Raw genomic sequence first — 16,367 nt, 5'->3', positions numbered from 1 at the left:
TCTGGTACTTTCATAAGAGTTACTGACTGGAGGAAAAACTATGGAAAAACAAAAACGTACCAAGAGCCAGATTTCAGAAATGATTCAAGGCTATGGATTCATCACACCTGCATTGTTAATCATTTTAGTCTTCTTTGTTTTAGCGATTCTTTTCGCTGTATATTTATCCTTCAATGATGTTAATCTCATCATGCATACTTACGAGTGGAATGGATTTAGAAATTATCAAAATTTATTTCAAGACAAGCAGCTACTTCGTGCCTTGCAAAATACGGGTTTCTTTGCTCTTGTTGTTGTGCCTGTGCAAACGATTATCGCCTTAGTCATTGCTTACATTTTAGCTTCCAAGGGGATTAAAGCTAAGAAAATGTTTCGACTCATTTATTTCTTACCCACTTTGACTTCAAGTGCCGCTTTGACATTGATTTTCATGTTTGTCTTTAACCTTAATGGGCCAATCAATGGCTTTCTTGAAAGCATCCATTTGATTGATGGACCGATTAACTTTATCAATGATACAGACTGGACGTTGAAAGTAATTATGGTGATGAATATTTGGTCTACTGTACCTTACTTTATGACCATCTACCTTGCTTCGTTGGTTGATTTACCAGATGCCATGTATGAAGCAGCTGAAATCGATGGGGCGAATGCTTTTCAAAAATTGCGTTATATCACGATTCCTTATTTGCGTCCGATTACAACTTTTGTTTTGCTCACAGGTATTATTGGGACATTCCAAATGTTTGACCAAGCCTATATCTTTTCTGGAGGAACGGGAGGACCTGAAAATTCAACCTTGACAGTCAGTCTCTTGATTTTCCAATATGCTTTTGGTCAACAAAATCAAATGGGGTATGCAGCGGTCATTGCGATTATGCTTGCGATAATCATCTTCGTAGTCTCACGCATTGCTGAAAAATTGAATGGAGGAAATGGGCATGAGAAAAACTAAAAAGCAAAAAGCCTTGAAAATCTTACTTTATATTATCCTGATCATCTATGCTTTCGTCACTTTCTATCCTTTCATGTGGGCAGTAGCAGCATCATTTAAACCCTTAGCCGAAATTACATCAGGAAATTTATCACTCTGGTCTGATAACTTTACCTTGGAGCAATATCGCTATCTCTTTGATCCTGTTTCAGGCTCTCTTTTCCCACAGTGGTTGATGAACTCTATTATTATTTCTGTCATTGGTACAACTGTGAATATTTTCTTAAATACAATGGCTGGTTATGCCTTAGCTCGTCTCCAGTTTCCTGGACGCCAACGCATTTATTATGGCATTTTAGCGATGATGATGGTTCCCACTCAGGTTCTTCTCATCCCCAACTATTTGATTATCCAAAACTTGGGCATGATGGATTCCTTTGCTGCATTGATTTTACCTATGGCAATCAACATTTCAAATATTTTTATGATGCGTCAATTTTTCTTAAACTTCCCTAAGGACGTTGAGGAAGCCGCACGTATTGATGGCTTATCACGGGTAGGAACCTTCTTTCGTATTGTGATGCCCTTGGCTAAACCATCCATTGCAACACAGGGTGTTTTCGTCTTCATGGGCTTTTGGAATAATTTCCTCTCGCCCATGCTTTATTTGAAAACACAGAGTAAATTTACGCTGACTGTAGGTCTTCAAATGTTGCAATCAGCTGACCAAGGAGGACAGATGTGGAACCGCGTGATGGCAGCTTCAATCCTCACGATCTTACCTATCATCGTTCTCTACATCATCTTTAACCGTTACTTCTTACAAGGTGTACGTATGGATGGAGAGAAATAAAAACGAGGATGAATAAATAATGAAAAATTTTGAATTACGACTTGAGGACTTAGGCAACCATTCTTCAGGAAATATTGAAACTCTCTTTGCCCAAGCTAATGGTTTTATGGGGATACGTGCCAGTGAGCCAATAGCCACAGCACAAGCTACGCCGGGTGTATTTGTAAATGGATTTTATGAAAAACATGAAATTATTTATGGAGAAAATGCTTATGGTTATGCGAAACATCATGAAACAATGATAAAACTGTTTGATTTACGACGAATCGATATCGAAATAGATGGTGAAGTGCTTGAAGTCTTAAAAAATCAAGAGCGCTGTCTAGATATGCAAACAGGTTTACTTCATGAAAAGTTTGTTTATGAAACAGTTTCAGGGAAACAAATTATGCTGAGTTTAGAATCCTTTGCAAGTCATGCAGATCGGCAAGTGTATGCCCAATACTGGACAATATCAGCACTGAATTTCTCTGGTCAAGCTAAGATTACGAAAAAGGCACGGTTAATTCAGCCGCAACCTAAGAAAGCATTTGACCCACGGGTGCGTGAAGCCAGCACACAAATGCACCAAGAAGGAAATTGCTACCAAACTTTAAATAGTCAGTTGAAAATTTATGTTAAGTTCGATGCTTTTGAAGGGACAATTGATTTGAGAGAAGGTCAGGATGTTAGCCTGACACAGCTTTACCAAATATCGAAGGCCAATCATTTTGAGACACATTCTTATGAAGCATTGAAAAAGCAACAAATTGATATTTTTAAGGCCTTCTGGGAGAGTTCCGATATCGAAATCAACGGGGATGATGTGCTGCAAAAAGGTATTCGAGTAAATCTTTTTCATCTGTTCAACTCTGCTGGTCGAGATGGAAAGACGAACTTTGGAGCGAAAGGTCTGACAGGTGAGGGATACGAAGGACATTATTTCTGGGATACTGAAATGTACTTATTACCTTTCTTTATTCACACGCAGCCAGAACTGGCTAAGCAACTCCTAACCTATCGTATACATATTTTACCTGCCGCACAAGCGCGAGCAGCAGAGCTTGATTTTAAAGGTGCTTTATATCCTTGGCGGACAATTTCAGGCCAAGAAACCTCAGCCTACTTTCCAGCAGGCACAGGACAAGTTCATATAAATGCAGACATTGCACATGCTTTTAGACTTTATCATAAAGTCACAGGTGATGATGTCTTTATGGAAACAGCCAAATCAGTTATTTATGAAACGGCCAATTTTTGGTTATCTTACGGTTTCTTTTCAAAACGAGGTTTTGAGATTCACGAAGTCACTGGACCAGATGAGTATACAGCTTTGGTTAATAATAATTACTATACGAATAAAATGGCCCAACAAAACTTGAAATACGCTGCCGAACTTGCTCAACAATTTGGTGATAAAGATGAGAAGAGTAAATTATGGGCTGAAGCGGCTCAGAAAATGTATTTTGTACCTGTCAATGAAGCTGGTATTACGCCGCAAGATGAATCTTTCTTGACGAAAGAAGTCTGGCATTTTGAAGATACACCTTCAGAAAATTATCCCTTACTGCTTAATTATCATCCCATGAAAATTTATAAACATCAGGTTTTAAAGCAAGCGGATACTTTACTTGGGCATATGATTTTCGCCGATGAAACAAAGCGTGAACAAATGGGGCGGGACTTTGATTATTATGAACCAATGACCACCCATGACAGTAGCTTGTCACGTGCGGTTTATGGTGTTGTCGCGAGCCATTTAGGACGTCATGATTTAGCTTATGAATTCTTTAAAGATGCGGCTACAATGGACCTGACTGACCTGCAAGGGAATGCCAGCCATGGCATTCACGCGGCCAATATGGGAGGCTCTTGGCTAGGATTAATCTACGGCTTTGCAGGTTTACATCTTACAGCTGATGGCTTTGCTGTCAAAAATAATCTCCCAAAGGAGATAAAAGGGCTTAGATTTAAGATTAAGTTCAAAGGACAAACTAAAATATTTGAAATTGGAGAAATTGAGCATGTTTAAAGCAGTTTTATTTGATCTTGACGGGGTGATTGCAGATACCGCAGAATACCATTATCAGGCGTGGCGAATTTTAGCAGAGGAACTAGGAATTGAGGGAGTCGATCGTACATTTAATGAACAACTCAAAGGCGTTTCACGAGAGGATTCTTTGAGGAAAATATTATCTTTAGGAAACCGAGAAAATGATTTTTCTATGGAAGAATTTGCCACACTAACAAAACGGAAAAATGACAATTATTTACAGATGATTCAAAAAGTCAGTCCAGCAGACGTTTATCCAGGGATTTTAGAGTTGCTGCAAGAATTAAAGGGCTGTGATATTAAAATTGCTTTGGCTTCAGCTTCTAAAAATGGTCCGATACTTTTGGAGCGTATGGCATTAACCCCTTATTTTGATTTTATAGCAAATCCAGAAAAGGTTGCAGCCTCAAAACCAGCACCAGATATTTTCCAAGCGGCAGCAGCAGGAGTTGGTATTTCTCCAGAAGAAGCCATTGGAATTGAAGATGCACAGGCAGGAATTACAGCTATTAAAGCTGCGGGAAGTTTACCTGTTGGAGTAGGGCGTGCGGAAGACTTGGGCTCCGACATTACTTTAGTGCCTCAGACGGACTGCCTAACTTTAAATTATTTGACAGAAATTTGGGAGAAAAATAAAGGTGCTTATTAAAAGTACCTTTTTATTATTATGTGTTGGCTTTTACCTATGAAAATGAGGCTAGGAAAGTTGTGGTTTACTTACAGTGAACACTCTTTTTGTCAAAAGTGTTTGACACTCATCACTCATGGAGCCTATAATTAAAAGTGCTAAAATAGAAGTAGTCAAAAATTTAAGCGTAAGAGCTCTTGGATTTTCAGGAATATTTCCACAGAAAAAACAAATGACACCGTTTTTTCTGATGAAAAACCAAATAAATGCTTTTACATAAGGACTTTATCATGAAAAAAACTATGGATGGAAATATGGCAGCCGCACATGTTGCGTATGCTTTCTCTGAAATTGCAATGATTTACCCCATTACGCCAAGTTCACCAATGGCTGATTATACAGATGCTTGGTCGATTTCGGGCCGCAAAAATATTTGGGGACAACCTGTTAAACTGAGCGAGATGCAATCAGAAGCAGGTGCTGCTGGAGCTTTGCATGGTGCCATAAAAGCTGGAGCTCTAGCAACAACATTTACCTCATCTCAGGGGCTTTTACTGATGTTGCCCAATATGTATAAGATGGCAGGCGAACTTCTTCCTGGGGTTATCCACGTGGCAGCACGTGCTATTGCAACAGGTGCACTGAATATCTCAGGCGATCATTCGGATGTTATGGCAGCGCGTTCCACAGGTTTTGCCATGTTAGCAGCATCTAGCGTCCAAGAAGTTATGGACTTGTCAGCTGTATCCCACCTGACAACAATTGAAGCATCGGTGCCCTTTTTAAACTTCTTTGATGGTTTTCGCACCTCACATGAAATCCAAAAAATTGATGTTCTGGATTACGAAGACCTAGCAAAATTGATTAATCAAGAGAAATTAAGTGCTTTCCGTCAACGTGCGATGAATCCAGACCATCCAACTGTGTCAGGAACCAATCAGAATGCTGATATCTATTTCCAACAGCGTGAAACGGTCAATCCATATTATGAGAAACTTCCTCAACTCGTGCAAAAATACATGCGGGAAATAAATCACTTGCGTGGGACGGACTATGATCTGGTAGATTACTATGGAGCACCAGATGCCGAAGAAGTTATTGTAAGTATGGGATCTGTTGCCGGAACAGTTAAACAAACTGTTGATTACCTGAATCATCAAGGGCGCAAAGTAGGCTTTTTGAATATCCATCTTTACCGTCCATTTCCCTCAGAAAATTTTCTTGAAAAATTACCTAAAACGGTGACTTCACTTGCCGTACTTGACCGGACAAAAGAAGCAGGAAGTAATGCTGAGCCTCTTTTACTCGATATTAAAGATTTGCTGTTTGAGCAAAATATTTCTGTTATTGGTGGACGTTACGGTATAGGTGGTAAAGATACGCGACCAGAGCACATCGTGGCAGTTTTCGAGCAGCTGAAAAATAAATCTGTGAAGAAAAGCTTTACTATCGGTATAGATGATGATCAGACTCATCTTTCCTTACCGCTTGCAGGGAACTTGGATCTCACTTCAGCAGATACTTATCAAGCAAAATTTTGGGGCTTTGGTTCAGATGGGACCGTGGGTGCAAATAAAGCTGCTATCAAAATCATTGGTGACCATACGGACAAATATGTTCAAGGTGCCTTTGAGTACGATTCGAAAAAATCAGGTGGACTGACCGTAAGTCATTTGCGCTTTGGTGACAGTCCTATTCAGTCGGAGTATATGATTTCGCATCCTGACTTTGTAGCCTGCCATAATACAACTTATGTGCGCCAATATGATTTAACAAAAGGCTTGCGCCCTGGAGGGATTTTCCTCCTCAATACAAGCTGGACAGATGAACAACTTGATCGAAATTTACCTGCCCAGCTTAAAAAGTATATTGCGAAAAATGCGATTCGTTTCTACACAATCGATGCTGCTAAAATTGCACAAACCACTGGTTTGGGACGACGCATTAATACCATCATGCAAGTTGCTTTCTTTAAGTTGACCAACATTATGCCCTTTGATAAGGTCTATGCGATTCTTAAAGAGGATGCACAGAAGTATGCCCGTAAATCGCCAAAGATTGTAGAGCAAAATTTACAAGCTATGGAAGCAGCTCTGCATCATTTACATGAAGTAAAAGTACCTACCTCATGGGCTGACACAGAAGAAAAAGTTACCAAAGCCGCTCCGGCAGATACAGCCCGTAAACGCTATGTTTTCAACTTTTTAGATAAGGTCAATGCCTTTGAAGGTGATCAATTAACTGTTCAGGATGTGGCTACCAATGTAGCAGCAGGAAGTAGTCCGCTAGGGATTTCTGCCTTTGAAAAACGAGGCATTGCTTTGGAAGTTCCCGAATGGAATGGCGCTGCTTGTACGCAATGTAACGAATGTTCTTTTGTCTGTCCACATGCTGCCATTCGTCCTTTCCTCGCAGATGAAGATGAATGGAATGTGGCGCCAGAAGGCTTCAGTGTGATGGATTACCGTGGCAAAGACGGTCTGAAGTACCGGATTCAAGTTTCCGTAGAGGATTGTACAGGCTGTGGACTCTGCGTGGAAGCTTGTCCGAAAAAAGGGCAAGCCCTAAAAATGGTACCTTATGAAAGTCAAAAAACTCAAGCCATCAACTGGGCTTTTGGGATGACACTTAAGCAAAAAGAAAATCCAGCACGCTCTGGTACAGTCGCTGCTACACAGTTTAACCAACCACTCTTTGAGTTTTCTGGTGCGTGTTCTGGCTGTGGGGAAACGCCTTATATCAAACTGCTTACACAGATGTTTGGTGATCGTATGATGATCTCCAATGCCACAGGGTGTTCTTCTATTTATGGGGGGACACAGGCTGCCCCTTATGCCACAAATAATGTTGGGCAAGGTCCAGCATGGTCAAATTCGCTCTTTGAAGATAATGCTGAATACGGTTATGGTATGTGGTTTGCGAGTCAAACAAGACGGCAAAAACTTGCAGCACAGGTTAAGGTAGCCCTACCTGAAATGTCGGATACCTTAGCACAGTTAGCTGAGGATTGGCTGGAGCACCTGGAAGATTCTGAAGGTACAAGAGCACGTGCTGAAAAGTTCAAAGCCGTGCTTAAAGAGGAAAAAGAAAATTCAGCTCTGCTACAAGAAATATATAATGAAAAAGACCAATTTGTAAAACCTACACAGTGGATTTTTGGTGGCGATGGCTGGGCCTATGATATTGGATTTGGTGGATTGGATCACGTTATTGCCAGCGGTGCAGATGTAAATATCCTCGTTATGGATAACGAAGTTTATGCCAATACAGGTGGACAGGTTTCCAAAGGTACACCGGCAAGTGCGATTGCGCAGTTTGCTTCTGGCGGAAAGGTTGCTGCGAAGAAAGATCTTGGCTTTATGGCTATGACTTACGGCAATGTTTATGTCGCTCAAATCGCAAGTGGTGCAAACATGATGCAAACAATCAAAGCCTTTGATGAAGCGGAAAAACATAAGGGCCCTTCTCTAATTATTGCCTATACACCATGTATTACACATGGAAACTATGAGGGAATGAGCAAGGTGCTTGATGAAGCAAAAGCTGCAGTAAACAGTGGATATTGGCAACTTTACCGCTACAATCCAGCACTTGAAGAAGTTGGAAAAAATCCTCTGACATTAGATTTTAAACGTCCAGATTTTGGACAAGTCAGAGAATTGTTGGTGAAACAGTCTCGCTTTGCCAATCTTATGAAGGTCAATGCAGAGCAAGCAGAATTGCTTTATGCAAAAGCTGCGGCAGATGCGAAGAAAAAATTCTTACGGTATGCCCGAATGTCAGGGGATTACGAAAAATTTATTGCTCGTGAAGCAAAAGCTTCGGATAAAAAAGCTGCGCAGCCAGTTCGTGAAAAAAGAGAAAGAAAAGAACGCCCAGTAGATCCTGAGCGTGAGGCAAGACGAGCTGCACGAAAAGCTGCACGTCAAGCAAAATAAAAAAGAGAAAAGCGGCAACTTAGTGTAGGTCGCTTTTTCTTTATGTGGGAGATAACATAAAGAAATGTATTTTTGGTATAATAGTAAAGAATAAGTCAGTGAGGAGGGCAGTATGTGAGTGATTTTAGTCAAATTTTTAATCTTGACTTCTGGCAAAAAATATTGGAGTTAAACCAATCGCCTTGGCGTGTGTTCATTTCAATCATCGATATCGCTATTGTAAGCTTTTTTCTTTATTTAGCTATGCGTTTTGTACAAGGCACAAAGCTGGTCAGCTTAGTACGTGGTGTTATTATTTTTGTTCTCATAAGAATAGTTGCTGGTTTGATCGGGTTGACCACTTTAGAGTGGCTACTCAATCAAGTAATTACCTATGGTGCGATTGCCGGTGTTATTATCTTTCAACCAGAAATACGTAGAGCTTTGGAAGGGTTAGGTCGGACGACCAATCGGTTATCCGGTGGACGCAATCGGTCTATCAATAGCTATATTGAGGCATATGAAAAATCTTTTGCCTATATGTCTGAGCGTAAAATTGGAGCACTCATTGCTATTGAGCGAACACAAACTCTGAGTGAGTATGCTTCAACAGGGATAAGATTAGATGCAGATATCTCCAGTGAGTTAATCATCAATATCTTTATCCCGAATACGCCTTTACATGATGGGGCAGTGATTATTCAAGATGATAAAATTGCTGTAACCAGTGCCTACCTTCCTTTAACTGAGAAAACGGGAATATCCAAAGAGTTTGGGACACGACATCGTGCAGCTATTGGTTTATCAGAATCTTCAGATGCTTTAGTTCTTGTTGTTTCGGAAGAAACAGGAGGAATATCTATCGCTTATAATGGTGAGTTGTACGCGGATATTTCAAAAGAAGTGTTCCATGAAAAACTTATCGCTATTTTGGGACCAGAAGAAACAGGAGGCAAAAAATAATGAGAAATAATTTTTTCGCTTCAAAACTTTTTACAATCTTAGCTTCTATTTTCTTTGCAGTAATTTTATTCTTTAATGCAAGCTCTGCTGCGTTGAGAAATCAAGGTAACTCAACAACTGGAGAAGTTTATACGACAACTATTTCCAATGTACCAATTGAAATTAAGTATAATTCTGATGAATATTTTGCCAGTGGTTATAATAATACTGCTAATGTCTACCTGACAAGTTACAATCGTGTTCAGATTAATACAGAAGAAAACCCGGATTCTCGGAACTTTTATCTTGTGGTGGATTTATCCAATGCAAAAGAAGGAACAGTGACGATGCCCGTACGTATCCAACAACTTCCTAATGGCATAAATGCACAAATTGAACCTACAACCTTGACCGTTCGCTTAGAAAAGAAAGCCAGTGCTGAATTTAATGTAACACCCTTGATTGAACAAGCGCAGCTACCAGATGGTTTCAAAGTTAATGACATCAAGCTGAGTCAAGAAAAAGTCAAAGTAACAGCAGGTGAAACAAGCATCAAACAAATCCATGCCATCCAAGCGGCCTTACCAAGTGATGCATACTTAAATGATGATTACTCTGGTACGGTTACCTTGCATGCAGTTGATGCTGACGGAAAATTACTTCCCGCACAAATCAGTCCGGCGACAGTGCAAATGAAAGTGAGTGTGGAAAAGCCGTCAAAAACAGTTCCAGTTAATGTGAAGAAAACGGGAACACTTGACCAAAGTCTTTCAGACATGAAGACGTCTCTCTCTCAGAAGACAGTCACCATTTCAGGAGAACAAAGTGCTCTAGATAAGATTAATAGTGTTGATGCGACGGTAAATATATCTAATATTACGGAAAAAGAGACTGTAAATGTCGATATACAGGCAGATGGAGCAAGTGTGAAACCTAGTCAAGTAGAAGTAACAATGACTCCAGTAAAAAAAATAAATAAGTAAAAAAAGAAAAGAGAAGAATAAAATGGGTAAATATTTTGGAACAGATGGCGTTCGTGGAGAGGCAAATGTAGAGTTAACGCCAGAAATGGCATTTAAACTTGGGCGCTTTGGTGGCTATGTTCTTAGCCAACATGAAATCGGAACACCAAAAGTGTATGTAGCACGTGATCCACGTATTTCGGGTCAGATGCTTTCAACAAGCCTTATTTCAGGTCTGTTATCAGTAGGGATTGAGGTTTATGATTTGGGTGTTATTGCTACACCAGGAGTGGCTTATTTGGTCCGTAAAGAAGAAGCCTCTGCAGGGGTTATGATTTCTGCCAGCCATAATCCAGCCTTGGATAACGGAATTAAGTTCTTCGGAGCAGATGGTTTTAAACTTGACGATGATAAAGAGTTAGAAATCGAAGCTTTGATTGATGCTGAAGAAGATAAATTACCACGACCTTCTGCTGAAGGTTTGGGAATTTTACACGATTATAATGAAGCTGTACGTAAATATCAAGCATTTTTGAAAACAACAGCTGAAGGCGATTTTGAAGGTTACAAAATTGTACTCGATACAGCCAATGGTGCTTCATATACATCTGCTCGTGCTGTGTTTGCTGATTTAAATGCCGAACTCACAGTGATTGGTGAAAATCCAAATGGACTTAATATTAATGACGGTGTTGGTTCAACACACCCAGAGAAAACAGCAGATACGGTTGTAGAAACTGGAAGCGACATTGGTCTGGCTTTCGATGGTGATGCGGATCGTCTTATCGCAGTAGATGAAAATGGCAATATCGTTGATGGTGACAAAATTATGTTCATCGTTGGGAAGTATCTCCTTGAGCAAGGGAAATTAGCAAAAGATACCGTAGTTACAACTGTAATGTCTAATCTTGGTTTTCATTTAGCATTGGAAGAAGCAGGTATGAATTCCGTAGTAACGGCTGTAGGTGACCGCTATGTTGTGGAAGAAATGCGTAAAAATAATTACAATTTTGGTGGTGAACAGTCAGGTCATATGGTCTTCTTGGACTACAATACGACCGGTGATGGACAACTCTCAGCTATCCAACTTGTAAAAGTCATGCGTGAAACAGGTAAAAAATTATCAGAACTAGCAGCTGAAGTCACAATTTATCCTCAAAAACTTGTAAATGTTCGTGTAGCAAATAACGCTGCTAAAGAAGGGGCAATGGATATTCCAGCTATACGTGAAGTTATTACGGCCATGGAAGAAAAAATGAACGGCAAAGGCCGCATCCTTGTCCGCCCAAGTGGAACAGAACCCCTTCTCCGTGTTATGGCTGAAGCACCAACAGATGAAGAAGTAAATGAAGTTGTTGACACAATAGTTGACGTAGTCAAAGAAGAAATTGGCGTAAAACTATAAAAGAAAAAGATTCGTAAGGAATCTTTTTTTGTTCCCAGACATACTGCATGAAAGAGGGAAGTAGTCAATGGCCAAAGACAAGACTCCTTTAGACTTTGCTAGAGTCACACAAGACTTAGCGAAAAACAATCATTTCCGCTTTCCGGGATTTAATTACTAAAGTTCACGTGTTGAGTTGTGCTATAATAAGGCTATGAAATTAAAAGTTAATGAAGAAAAGATGCTCACATTTGCAGAGCGTCTAGGTGGCCTTCTTCAAGCACAAGATATTGTTGTTTTGACAGGAGAACTTGGTGCAGGTAAAACAACCTTTGTGAAGGGTTTAGCTGTGGGCTTAGGAATTTCGCAGATGATCAAGAGCCCAACTTACACCATTGTACGAGAATACGAGGAAGGAAAGCTCCCTTTATATCATATGGATGTTTACCGTGCAGGAGATGATCCTGACAGCTTTGACCTTGACGATTATCTTTTTGGTGAAGGCGTTTCTGTTATTGAATGGGGCGAGCTACTGGGAGAAAGTCTACCTGAAGCCTACTTAGAAGTGAAATTTGATAAATACGCGGACGGCTTTGCAACGGATGCTGAACGTGTCTTAGAACTTCTTCCACATGGACAACGCTATGAGGCACTACTAGGAGAATTATGAGCACAGAGTTACTGATTCGTGAAGCAACTCCTGAAGATAGCATAAAGCTTATTGCTTTTCTTAATCAGGTAGGAAAAGAAAGTCATTTTTTGACTTTAGATGAGGCGGGGATTCTTATGTCGCCCACGCAGATGCAAGATTACTTGACACAGATTCTTACGAAGGACAACAACGCTTATTTTCTAGCCTTTATTGGTCAAGAAATTGCTGGTGTTCTACATATTACGGCAGATTTTCACTATCGCATACGCCATATTGGGGATATTTTTATTGCTGTAAGTTCACAATTTCAAGGTTATGGTATTGCTTCTTTTTTATTTGAGGATGCCCTTGAATGGATTGAGGAGATGGACGTGATAAAGCGACTTGAATTAACTGTTCAAAAACGCAACAAAGCAGCTATCCATTTATATGAAAAGTTTGGTTTTGAGCTTGAAACAGTCCAAAAATATGGCGCACGCGATGAACATGGACAATTGATAGATGTGTATCAAATGGTCAAATTTTTCTAAGTGAAATAAGAGTGATCAGATAGAAAAAAAGAAGCCTATCTGGTTGCTTTTTTCATTTCCTGTTGTTTATTTGTAGAAATTTGATATAATTTTACTATGAAACTTTGGAAAAAATCGCTGTTGATGATCGTTGGGATCATCGCCTTAACGGCTGGAGCAGCCACTGTCTATGTTTCGACAGTTTTAGATAGCACAACAAAAGCATTTTCGAAAACCTATGCGGAAGTTGGAAGCACAGATGCGGGAAAAATTATCAAAGCGACTGAGCCATTAACAATTTTACTCATGGGTGTCGATACTGGAGGAGCTGACCGCGGAGGATCAACCAGCTGGGATGGTAACTCTGACTCACAGATCGTTATGACCCTTAATCCCAAAACGAACACAACAACGATGGTTTCTCTTGAGCGAGATGTCATGTCAAACATTTTGGATAATAAGGGTAATACTGTTTCGACACAGAAGATGAATGCCGCTTATCCGATGGGGTATAATGCAGGAGGGCTGGAAACAGGTGTCCAATATGCCATGAAGACAATCGGAGAACAGGCTGGTATTAATGTTGATAACTTCCTCATGATTAACTTTGATGGTTTGGTTAACTTGGTCAATGATGTGGGTGGTATTGATATTGACAATACAACTGGGCAGACTCTTTATATCTCTGACACAGAGCCGGAGTACACTGCGAAAGTTCCACCAGGTAAACAACACATTAATGGAGACCAAGCGCTGGTTTATTCGCGTGATCGCCATCACTTACCTAATGGAGACTATGGTCGTGCAGCACACCAGCGTGAAGTTATTTCAGCAGTTGTGACGAAGCTCTTGGCATTGAACAATATCACTCAATATCAAAAATTCTTGGACGATATTAGTGAAGACATCAAAACAAATATTCCAATCAATGGCTCAACTTTAACTTCTTTATTAGGTTATAGAGATTGTTTTAATAAAGTAGTTTCGATTCAATATCAAGGGATTGATTATATGAATCCAGGAGATGGTGGTTCTTATCAGCTGTTGTCTACAAATACGACTTTAGCCGTTCAAAACGCTTTACGAAACTCTCTGAAAAAAGAGACAGGCAATAGTTTAAGTAATAATTTAATTACATACGAAACATTAACTGGTAATATACCTGATGCCTATTTCATGCCTTCAGCAACAGTAACAGAAAATGGCAAGTCAACTGTTTATGGTATTGATGTCAATGGTTCTTTTGTAAATCTTGACAGCAGCAATTCTGCTACCTATGTTGCGACAGATGGTAGCGCAGCGACAAGTGATAAGCCAACTTCATCGGATAAAACAAAATCTTCTGAAGAAAGTCAGGCTGATGCAACTACCCCAGATCCTTATGGGGCTTCTGTAAACGATGGCGCAGCATATGGAACGACTGACCCAGGAATGGGAGGTGCGAGTGCAGATGGTACAACCACTTATGTTGATCCTTATACAGGACAATAATTGCTTCAATTAGAAAAATATGATAGACTAGACAAGTAGTGTAAAAATCTACTTGTCTATTTTGGTCCGATAGCTCAGCTGGATAGAGCATTCGCCTTCTAAGCGAACGGTCGAGGGTTCGAATCCCCCTCGGATCATGGTGCCAAACCTCGCTCCGCCTTCGTGGCGGGGCATTTTTTGTTCTAAAAGTAAAGCTTAAAAGATGGCTTTTTAAATTAAAAAAATAAAGCACTTCATGGGAAGTGCTTTATTTTATACTATATATCGAAAGGCGTACTCCGCATTAGTTCAAAGTTAGCACGCGTAATCCAACTTTAAAATCTTTTTAAAAATTTCGACGGCAGCATCATAATCCTCATAAGGCAAATTATAGGCTTCAAGAAATTGATAAGTATTGATTTGCTCAACAACATCAAAGTGTGAGATGTAGTCAATCACACATTCTTTGAGCGACATCGTGCTAAAATCTTTCGTTCGGCTGTCTGATTTGTTTAATGCGTGTATCACTTCCTCGTTCACTTTACAGAGTAGCGCAAAAGAAGTGTCACATGGACAACCAGAAATTTCGATAAATTTTTGGAAGAGTTCAAAATTTCCGCCTTCGGACACAAAGATATCCCAGAGGAAGAGGATAGCTTCTTTATTTGTTCGTTTCTCCTGAGGGCTGGTTGTATCACATTCTCCAAGACGATAGCGATCATTATTCTTAATGTGCATTAACTCATGGCACAACTTAAAGGCCTTGACCGTTTTCGGATTAAAAATAGTAATCTTTTTTCTGTTATGTGTGACAGCATCCAATGGAAAATAGTTGTCCCCGATAACTTCAATTCCATATTTTTCTATCTCAAGGATTATACGCTCTATTAGTTCCTGTTCGTTCATAGAGCCCCCACTTAGTCTTCAAGACGCTTACCTAAAATAAGTTTTAATGCCGTTTTGACTTCATCAGTAAGTGGTTTGCCATCAAAAGACACCCATTCGTCCCAGTCAACCTTACTCTCGTCTACTAAAGGAGCAAGGTCGATAGGTTCTTGATGATTGCTTTTTTCTTGGTGACCAAGGAGATAATCAACACTGACATTAAAGTATTTGGCGACTGCTGTTACTTTATCAACACCAGGTGTTTGTTTACTCCAGCGGCGTATTGTTCCATTACCATAGCCCAGATGTTCTTCAATTTGTCTGATGGATACATGCTTTTGGGCCGCTAACTCTTTTATTTTTTCGTATAAATCCAAATTTATTAACCTTTCAGAATAGCTTTATCTATTTATAGCATATTGGTATATTCTAGCTTGACAATTTATACCAATGTGCTATAATATTTCTTGTAAAGAAGATTTGCAACTTTTATAAAGAAGTCCTATAAGGTATGTGTGAGTAAGAATATACACACCAATCAATAGGTTTTTCATTCTACATTAATTGTAGCTTATTAGTATACAAAAGTCAAATTGAGATAGACAAAAGTTCTATAAAAGGTGTGAGTTGAAAAAAGGTACAGAAAGGAAAAAGATATGACAATAATCCAAACAAAAGTCTCTAGGGCTAAAGAAAGAGTTAAAATATCGCAAAGGAAAAGCAAGCAGGAAGAATTAGCCTTTGAGGAGGAACTGCTCAAGCTAGAAATAGAGCGACGCAAGCATGAAAGTAAGGAGAAACGTAGAATGCGGCGCAAGATGCAAAGAGAAAAAATGCTTGCCAACTTGCATCAAAATGATTAAGGAGGAAGACGATGAAAAAGTTATATGCGGTTTATAGAGGAGAAGCATTTTTAGATTGTGGAACAGCCAGTGAACTTGCAGCACGTTTTGATACTAATCTAGAAAATGTCTATTCAAAAGTTAGTAAAGAACGCAAAGCAAGAAGTAGGGGCCAGTCTTTTTCAGACAATACCTTGCATTGGTATAGCTTTGATGATGGTAATGATGAGAACATCTGGCTTTCTTAGCAAAATTTTCCTTTGGATGAATCAAAAACGTATGTGAGCATTTTTGGCCTCTATATTGACACATAACATAGTTGTGTAAAAGAGCTTCTAACCTAAATAATGCAAGGTT

Annotated in this window: 15 protein-coding genes and 1 tRNA gene; 14 read left to right on the top strand and 2 right to left on the bottom strand. The window is 39.6% G+C overall.

Features of this window, described 5'->3' with window-relative positions; all coding sequences use genetic code 11:
• Positions 1–40: 40 nt before the first annotated feature.
• From LACDD01_RS05945 to LACDD01_RS05890, 12 genes are all read left to right on the top strand, one after another.
• Complete coding sequence (locus tag LACDD01_RS05945; protein ID WP_019292895.1) at positions 41–955, top strand: carbohydrate ABC transporter permease; 915 nt, start codon at positions 41–43, stop codon at positions 953–955.
• Entirely contained in the window at positions 942–1,787 is an 846-nt protein-coding gene (locus LACDD01_RS05940; RefSeq protein ID WP_061413715.1) for a carbohydrate ABC transporter permease, read from the top strand. The genes LACDD01_RS05945 and LACDD01_RS05940 overlap by 14 nt, the downstream gene beginning before the upstream one ends.
• 19 nt (positions 1,788–1,806) lie before the next feature.
• The gene (locus LACDD01_RS05935) at positions 1,807–3,798 is read left to right on the top strand and encodes a glycoside hydrolase family 65 protein (protein WP_061413713.1); all 1,992 of its coding nucleotides are present in this window, start codon (positions 1,807–1,809) and stop codon (positions 3,796–3,798) included.
• Positions 3,791–4,468 (top strand): beta-phosphoglucomutase, encoded by a 678-nt coding sequence (pgmB, locus tag LACDD01_RS05930; RefSeq protein ID WP_061413711.1) that lies wholly within the window; start codon positions 3,791–3,793, stop codon positions 4,466–4,468. Before LACDD01_RS05935 ends, pgmB begins: the two co-directional genes overlap by 8 nt.
• 269 nt (positions 4,469–4,737) lie before the next feature.
• The gene (gene nifJ, locus LACDD01_RS05925) at positions 4,738–8,385 is read left to right on the top strand and encodes a pyruvate:ferredoxin (flavodoxin) oxidoreductase (protein WP_156468494.1); all 3,648 of its coding nucleotides are present in this window, start codon (positions 4,738–4,740) and stop codon (positions 8,383–8,385) included.
• Between the two features lie 114 nt (positions 8,386–8,499).
• Positions 8,500–9,327, top strand: coding sequence for a diadenylate cyclase CdaA (cdaA, locus tag LACDD01_RS05920; RefSeq protein ID WP_019292889.1), 828 nt, complete (start codon positions 8,500–8,502; stop codon positions 9,325–9,327).
• Entirely contained in the window at positions 9,327–10,289 is a 963-nt protein-coding gene (locus LACDD01_RS05915; RefSeq protein WP_061413707.1) for a CdaR family protein, read from the top strand. The genes cdaA and LACDD01_RS05915 overlap by 1 nt, the downstream gene beginning before the upstream one ends.
• A 22-nt stretch (positions 10,290–10,311) precedes the next feature.
• Positions 10,312–11,673, top strand: a complete 1,362-nt coding sequence (gene glmM, locus LACDD01_RS05910) for a phosphoglucosamine mutase (RefSeq protein WP_019292887.1) — start codon at positions 10,312–10,314, stop codon at positions 11,671–11,673.
• 193 nt (positions 11,674–11,866) lie between these two features.
• Entirely contained in the window at positions 11,867–12,322 is a 456-nt protein-coding gene (gene tsaE / locus LACDD01_RS05905) for a tRNA (adenosine(37)-N6)-threonylcarbamoyltransferase complex ATPase subunit type 1 TsaE (protein ID WP_061413705.1), read from the top strand.
• Complete coding sequence (locus LACDD01_RS05900; RefSeq protein ID WP_019292884.1) at positions 12,319–12,834, top strand: GNAT family N-acetyltransferase; 516 nt, start codon at positions 12,319–12,321, stop codon at positions 12,832–12,834. The genes tsaE and LACDD01_RS05900 overlap by 4 nt, the downstream gene beginning before the upstream one ends.
• A gap of 96 nt (positions 12,835–12,930) precedes the next feature.
• Positions 12,931–14,304 (top strand): LCP family protein, encoded by a 1,374-nt coding sequence (locus LACDD01_RS05895; RefSeq protein ID WP_061413703.1) that lies wholly within the window; start codon positions 12,931–12,933, stop codon positions 14,302–14,304.
• Between the two features lie 63 nt (positions 14,305–14,367).
• Positions 14,368–14,441, top strand: a tRNA-Arg gene (locus tag LACDD01_RS05890).
• Positions 14,442–14,598: 157 nt separating this feature from the next.
• Here LACDD01_RS05890 and LACDD01_RS05885 read toward each other — a convergent pair.
• Together LACDD01_RS05885 and LACDD01_RS05880 are read right to left on the bottom strand one after the other, a co-directional pair.
• A complete protein-coding gene (locus LACDD01_RS05885; protein WP_019294176.1) occupies positions 14,599–15,189 on the bottom strand; it encodes a hypothetical protein in 591 nt (196 codons plus the stop codon).
• A gap of 11 nt (positions 15,190–15,200) precedes the next feature.
• Entirely contained in the window at positions 15,201–15,545 is a 345-nt protein-coding gene (locus tag LACDD01_RS05880; protein ID WP_019292652.1) for an XRE family transcriptional regulator, read from the bottom strand.
• Positions 15,546–15,824: 279 nt separating this feature from the next.
• On the opposite strand from LACDD01_RS05880, the gene LACDD01_RS05875 reads away from it, so the two are divergent.
• Positions 15,825–16,031: a hypothetical protein gene (locus LACDD01_RS05875; protein ID WP_061413701.1), complete on the top strand. Its 207-nt coding sequence runs from the start codon at positions 15,825–15,827 to the stop codon at positions 16,029–16,031.
• A gap of 11 nt (positions 16,032–16,042) precedes the next feature.
• Entirely contained in the window at positions 16,043–16,258 is a 216-nt protein-coding gene (locus LACDD01_RS05870) for a hypothetical protein (RefSeq protein WP_019292650.1), read from the top strand.
• Positions 16,259–16,367 lie beyond the last annotated feature (109 nt).

Origin of the sequence: Lactococcus sp. DD01, assembly GCF_001578715.1 — a bacterium.
In the GTDB taxonomy this organism is placed as follows: Bacteria; Bacillota; Bacilli; order Lactobacillales; family Streptococcaceae; genus Lactococcus; species Lactococcus petauri.
The sequence above is the reverse complement of the archived record's forward strand: the minus strand, read 5'-3'. Positions and strand labels throughout refer to the sequence as shown.

Bases quoted from the DNA above. Each gene is read 5' to 3' on its own strand.
- LACDD01_RS05945 (WP_019292895.1), top strand. From the start codon at position 41: ATGGAAAAACAAAAACGTACCAAGAGCCAGATTTCAGAAATGATTCAA.
- LACDD01_RS05940 (WP_061413715.1), top strand. From the start codon at position 942: ATGAGAAAAACTAAAAAGCAAAAAGCCTTGAAAATCTTACTTTATATT.
- LACDD01_RS05935 (WP_061413713.1), top strand. From the start codon at position 1,807: ATGAAAAATTTTGAATTACGACTTGAGGACTTAGGCAACCATTCTTCA.
- pgmB (WP_061413711.1), top strand. From the start codon at position 3,791: ATGTTTAAAGCAGTTTTATTTGATCTTGACGGGGTGATTGCAGATACC.
- nifJ (WP_156468494.1), top strand. From the start codon at position 4,738: ATGAAAAAAACTATGGATGGAAATATGGCAGCCGCACATGTTGCGTAT.
- LACDD01_RS05915 (WP_061413707.1), top strand. From the start codon at position 9,327: ATGAGAAATAATTTTTTCGCTTCAAAACTTTTTACAATCTTAGCTTCT.
- glmM (WP_019292887.1), top strand. From the start codon at position 10,312: ATGGGTAAATATTTTGGAACAGATGGCGTTCGTGGAGAGGCAAATGTA.
- tsaE (WP_061413705.1), top strand. From the start codon at position 11,867: ATGAAATTAAAAGTTAATGAAGAAAAGATGCTCACATTTGCAGAGCGT.
- LACDD01_RS05900 (WP_019292884.1), top strand. From the start codon at position 12,319: ATGAGCACAGAGTTACTGATTCGTGAAGCAACTCCTGAAGATAGCATA.
- LACDD01_RS05895 (WP_061413703.1), top strand. From the start codon at position 12,931: ATGAAACTTTGGAAAAAATCGCTGTTGATGATCGTTGGGATCATCGCC.
- LACDD01_RS05885 (WP_019294176.1), bottom strand. From the start codon at position 15,189: ATGAACGAACAGGAACTAATAGAGCGTATAATCCTTGAGATAGAAAAA.
- LACDD01_RS05875 (WP_061413701.1), top strand. From the start codon at position 15,825: ATGACAATAATCCAAACAAAAGTCTCTAGGGCTAAAGAAAGAGTTAAA.
- LACDD01_RS05870 (WP_019292650.1), top strand. From the start codon at position 16,043: ATGAAAAAGTTATATGCGGTTTATAGAGGAGAAGCATTTTTAGATTGT.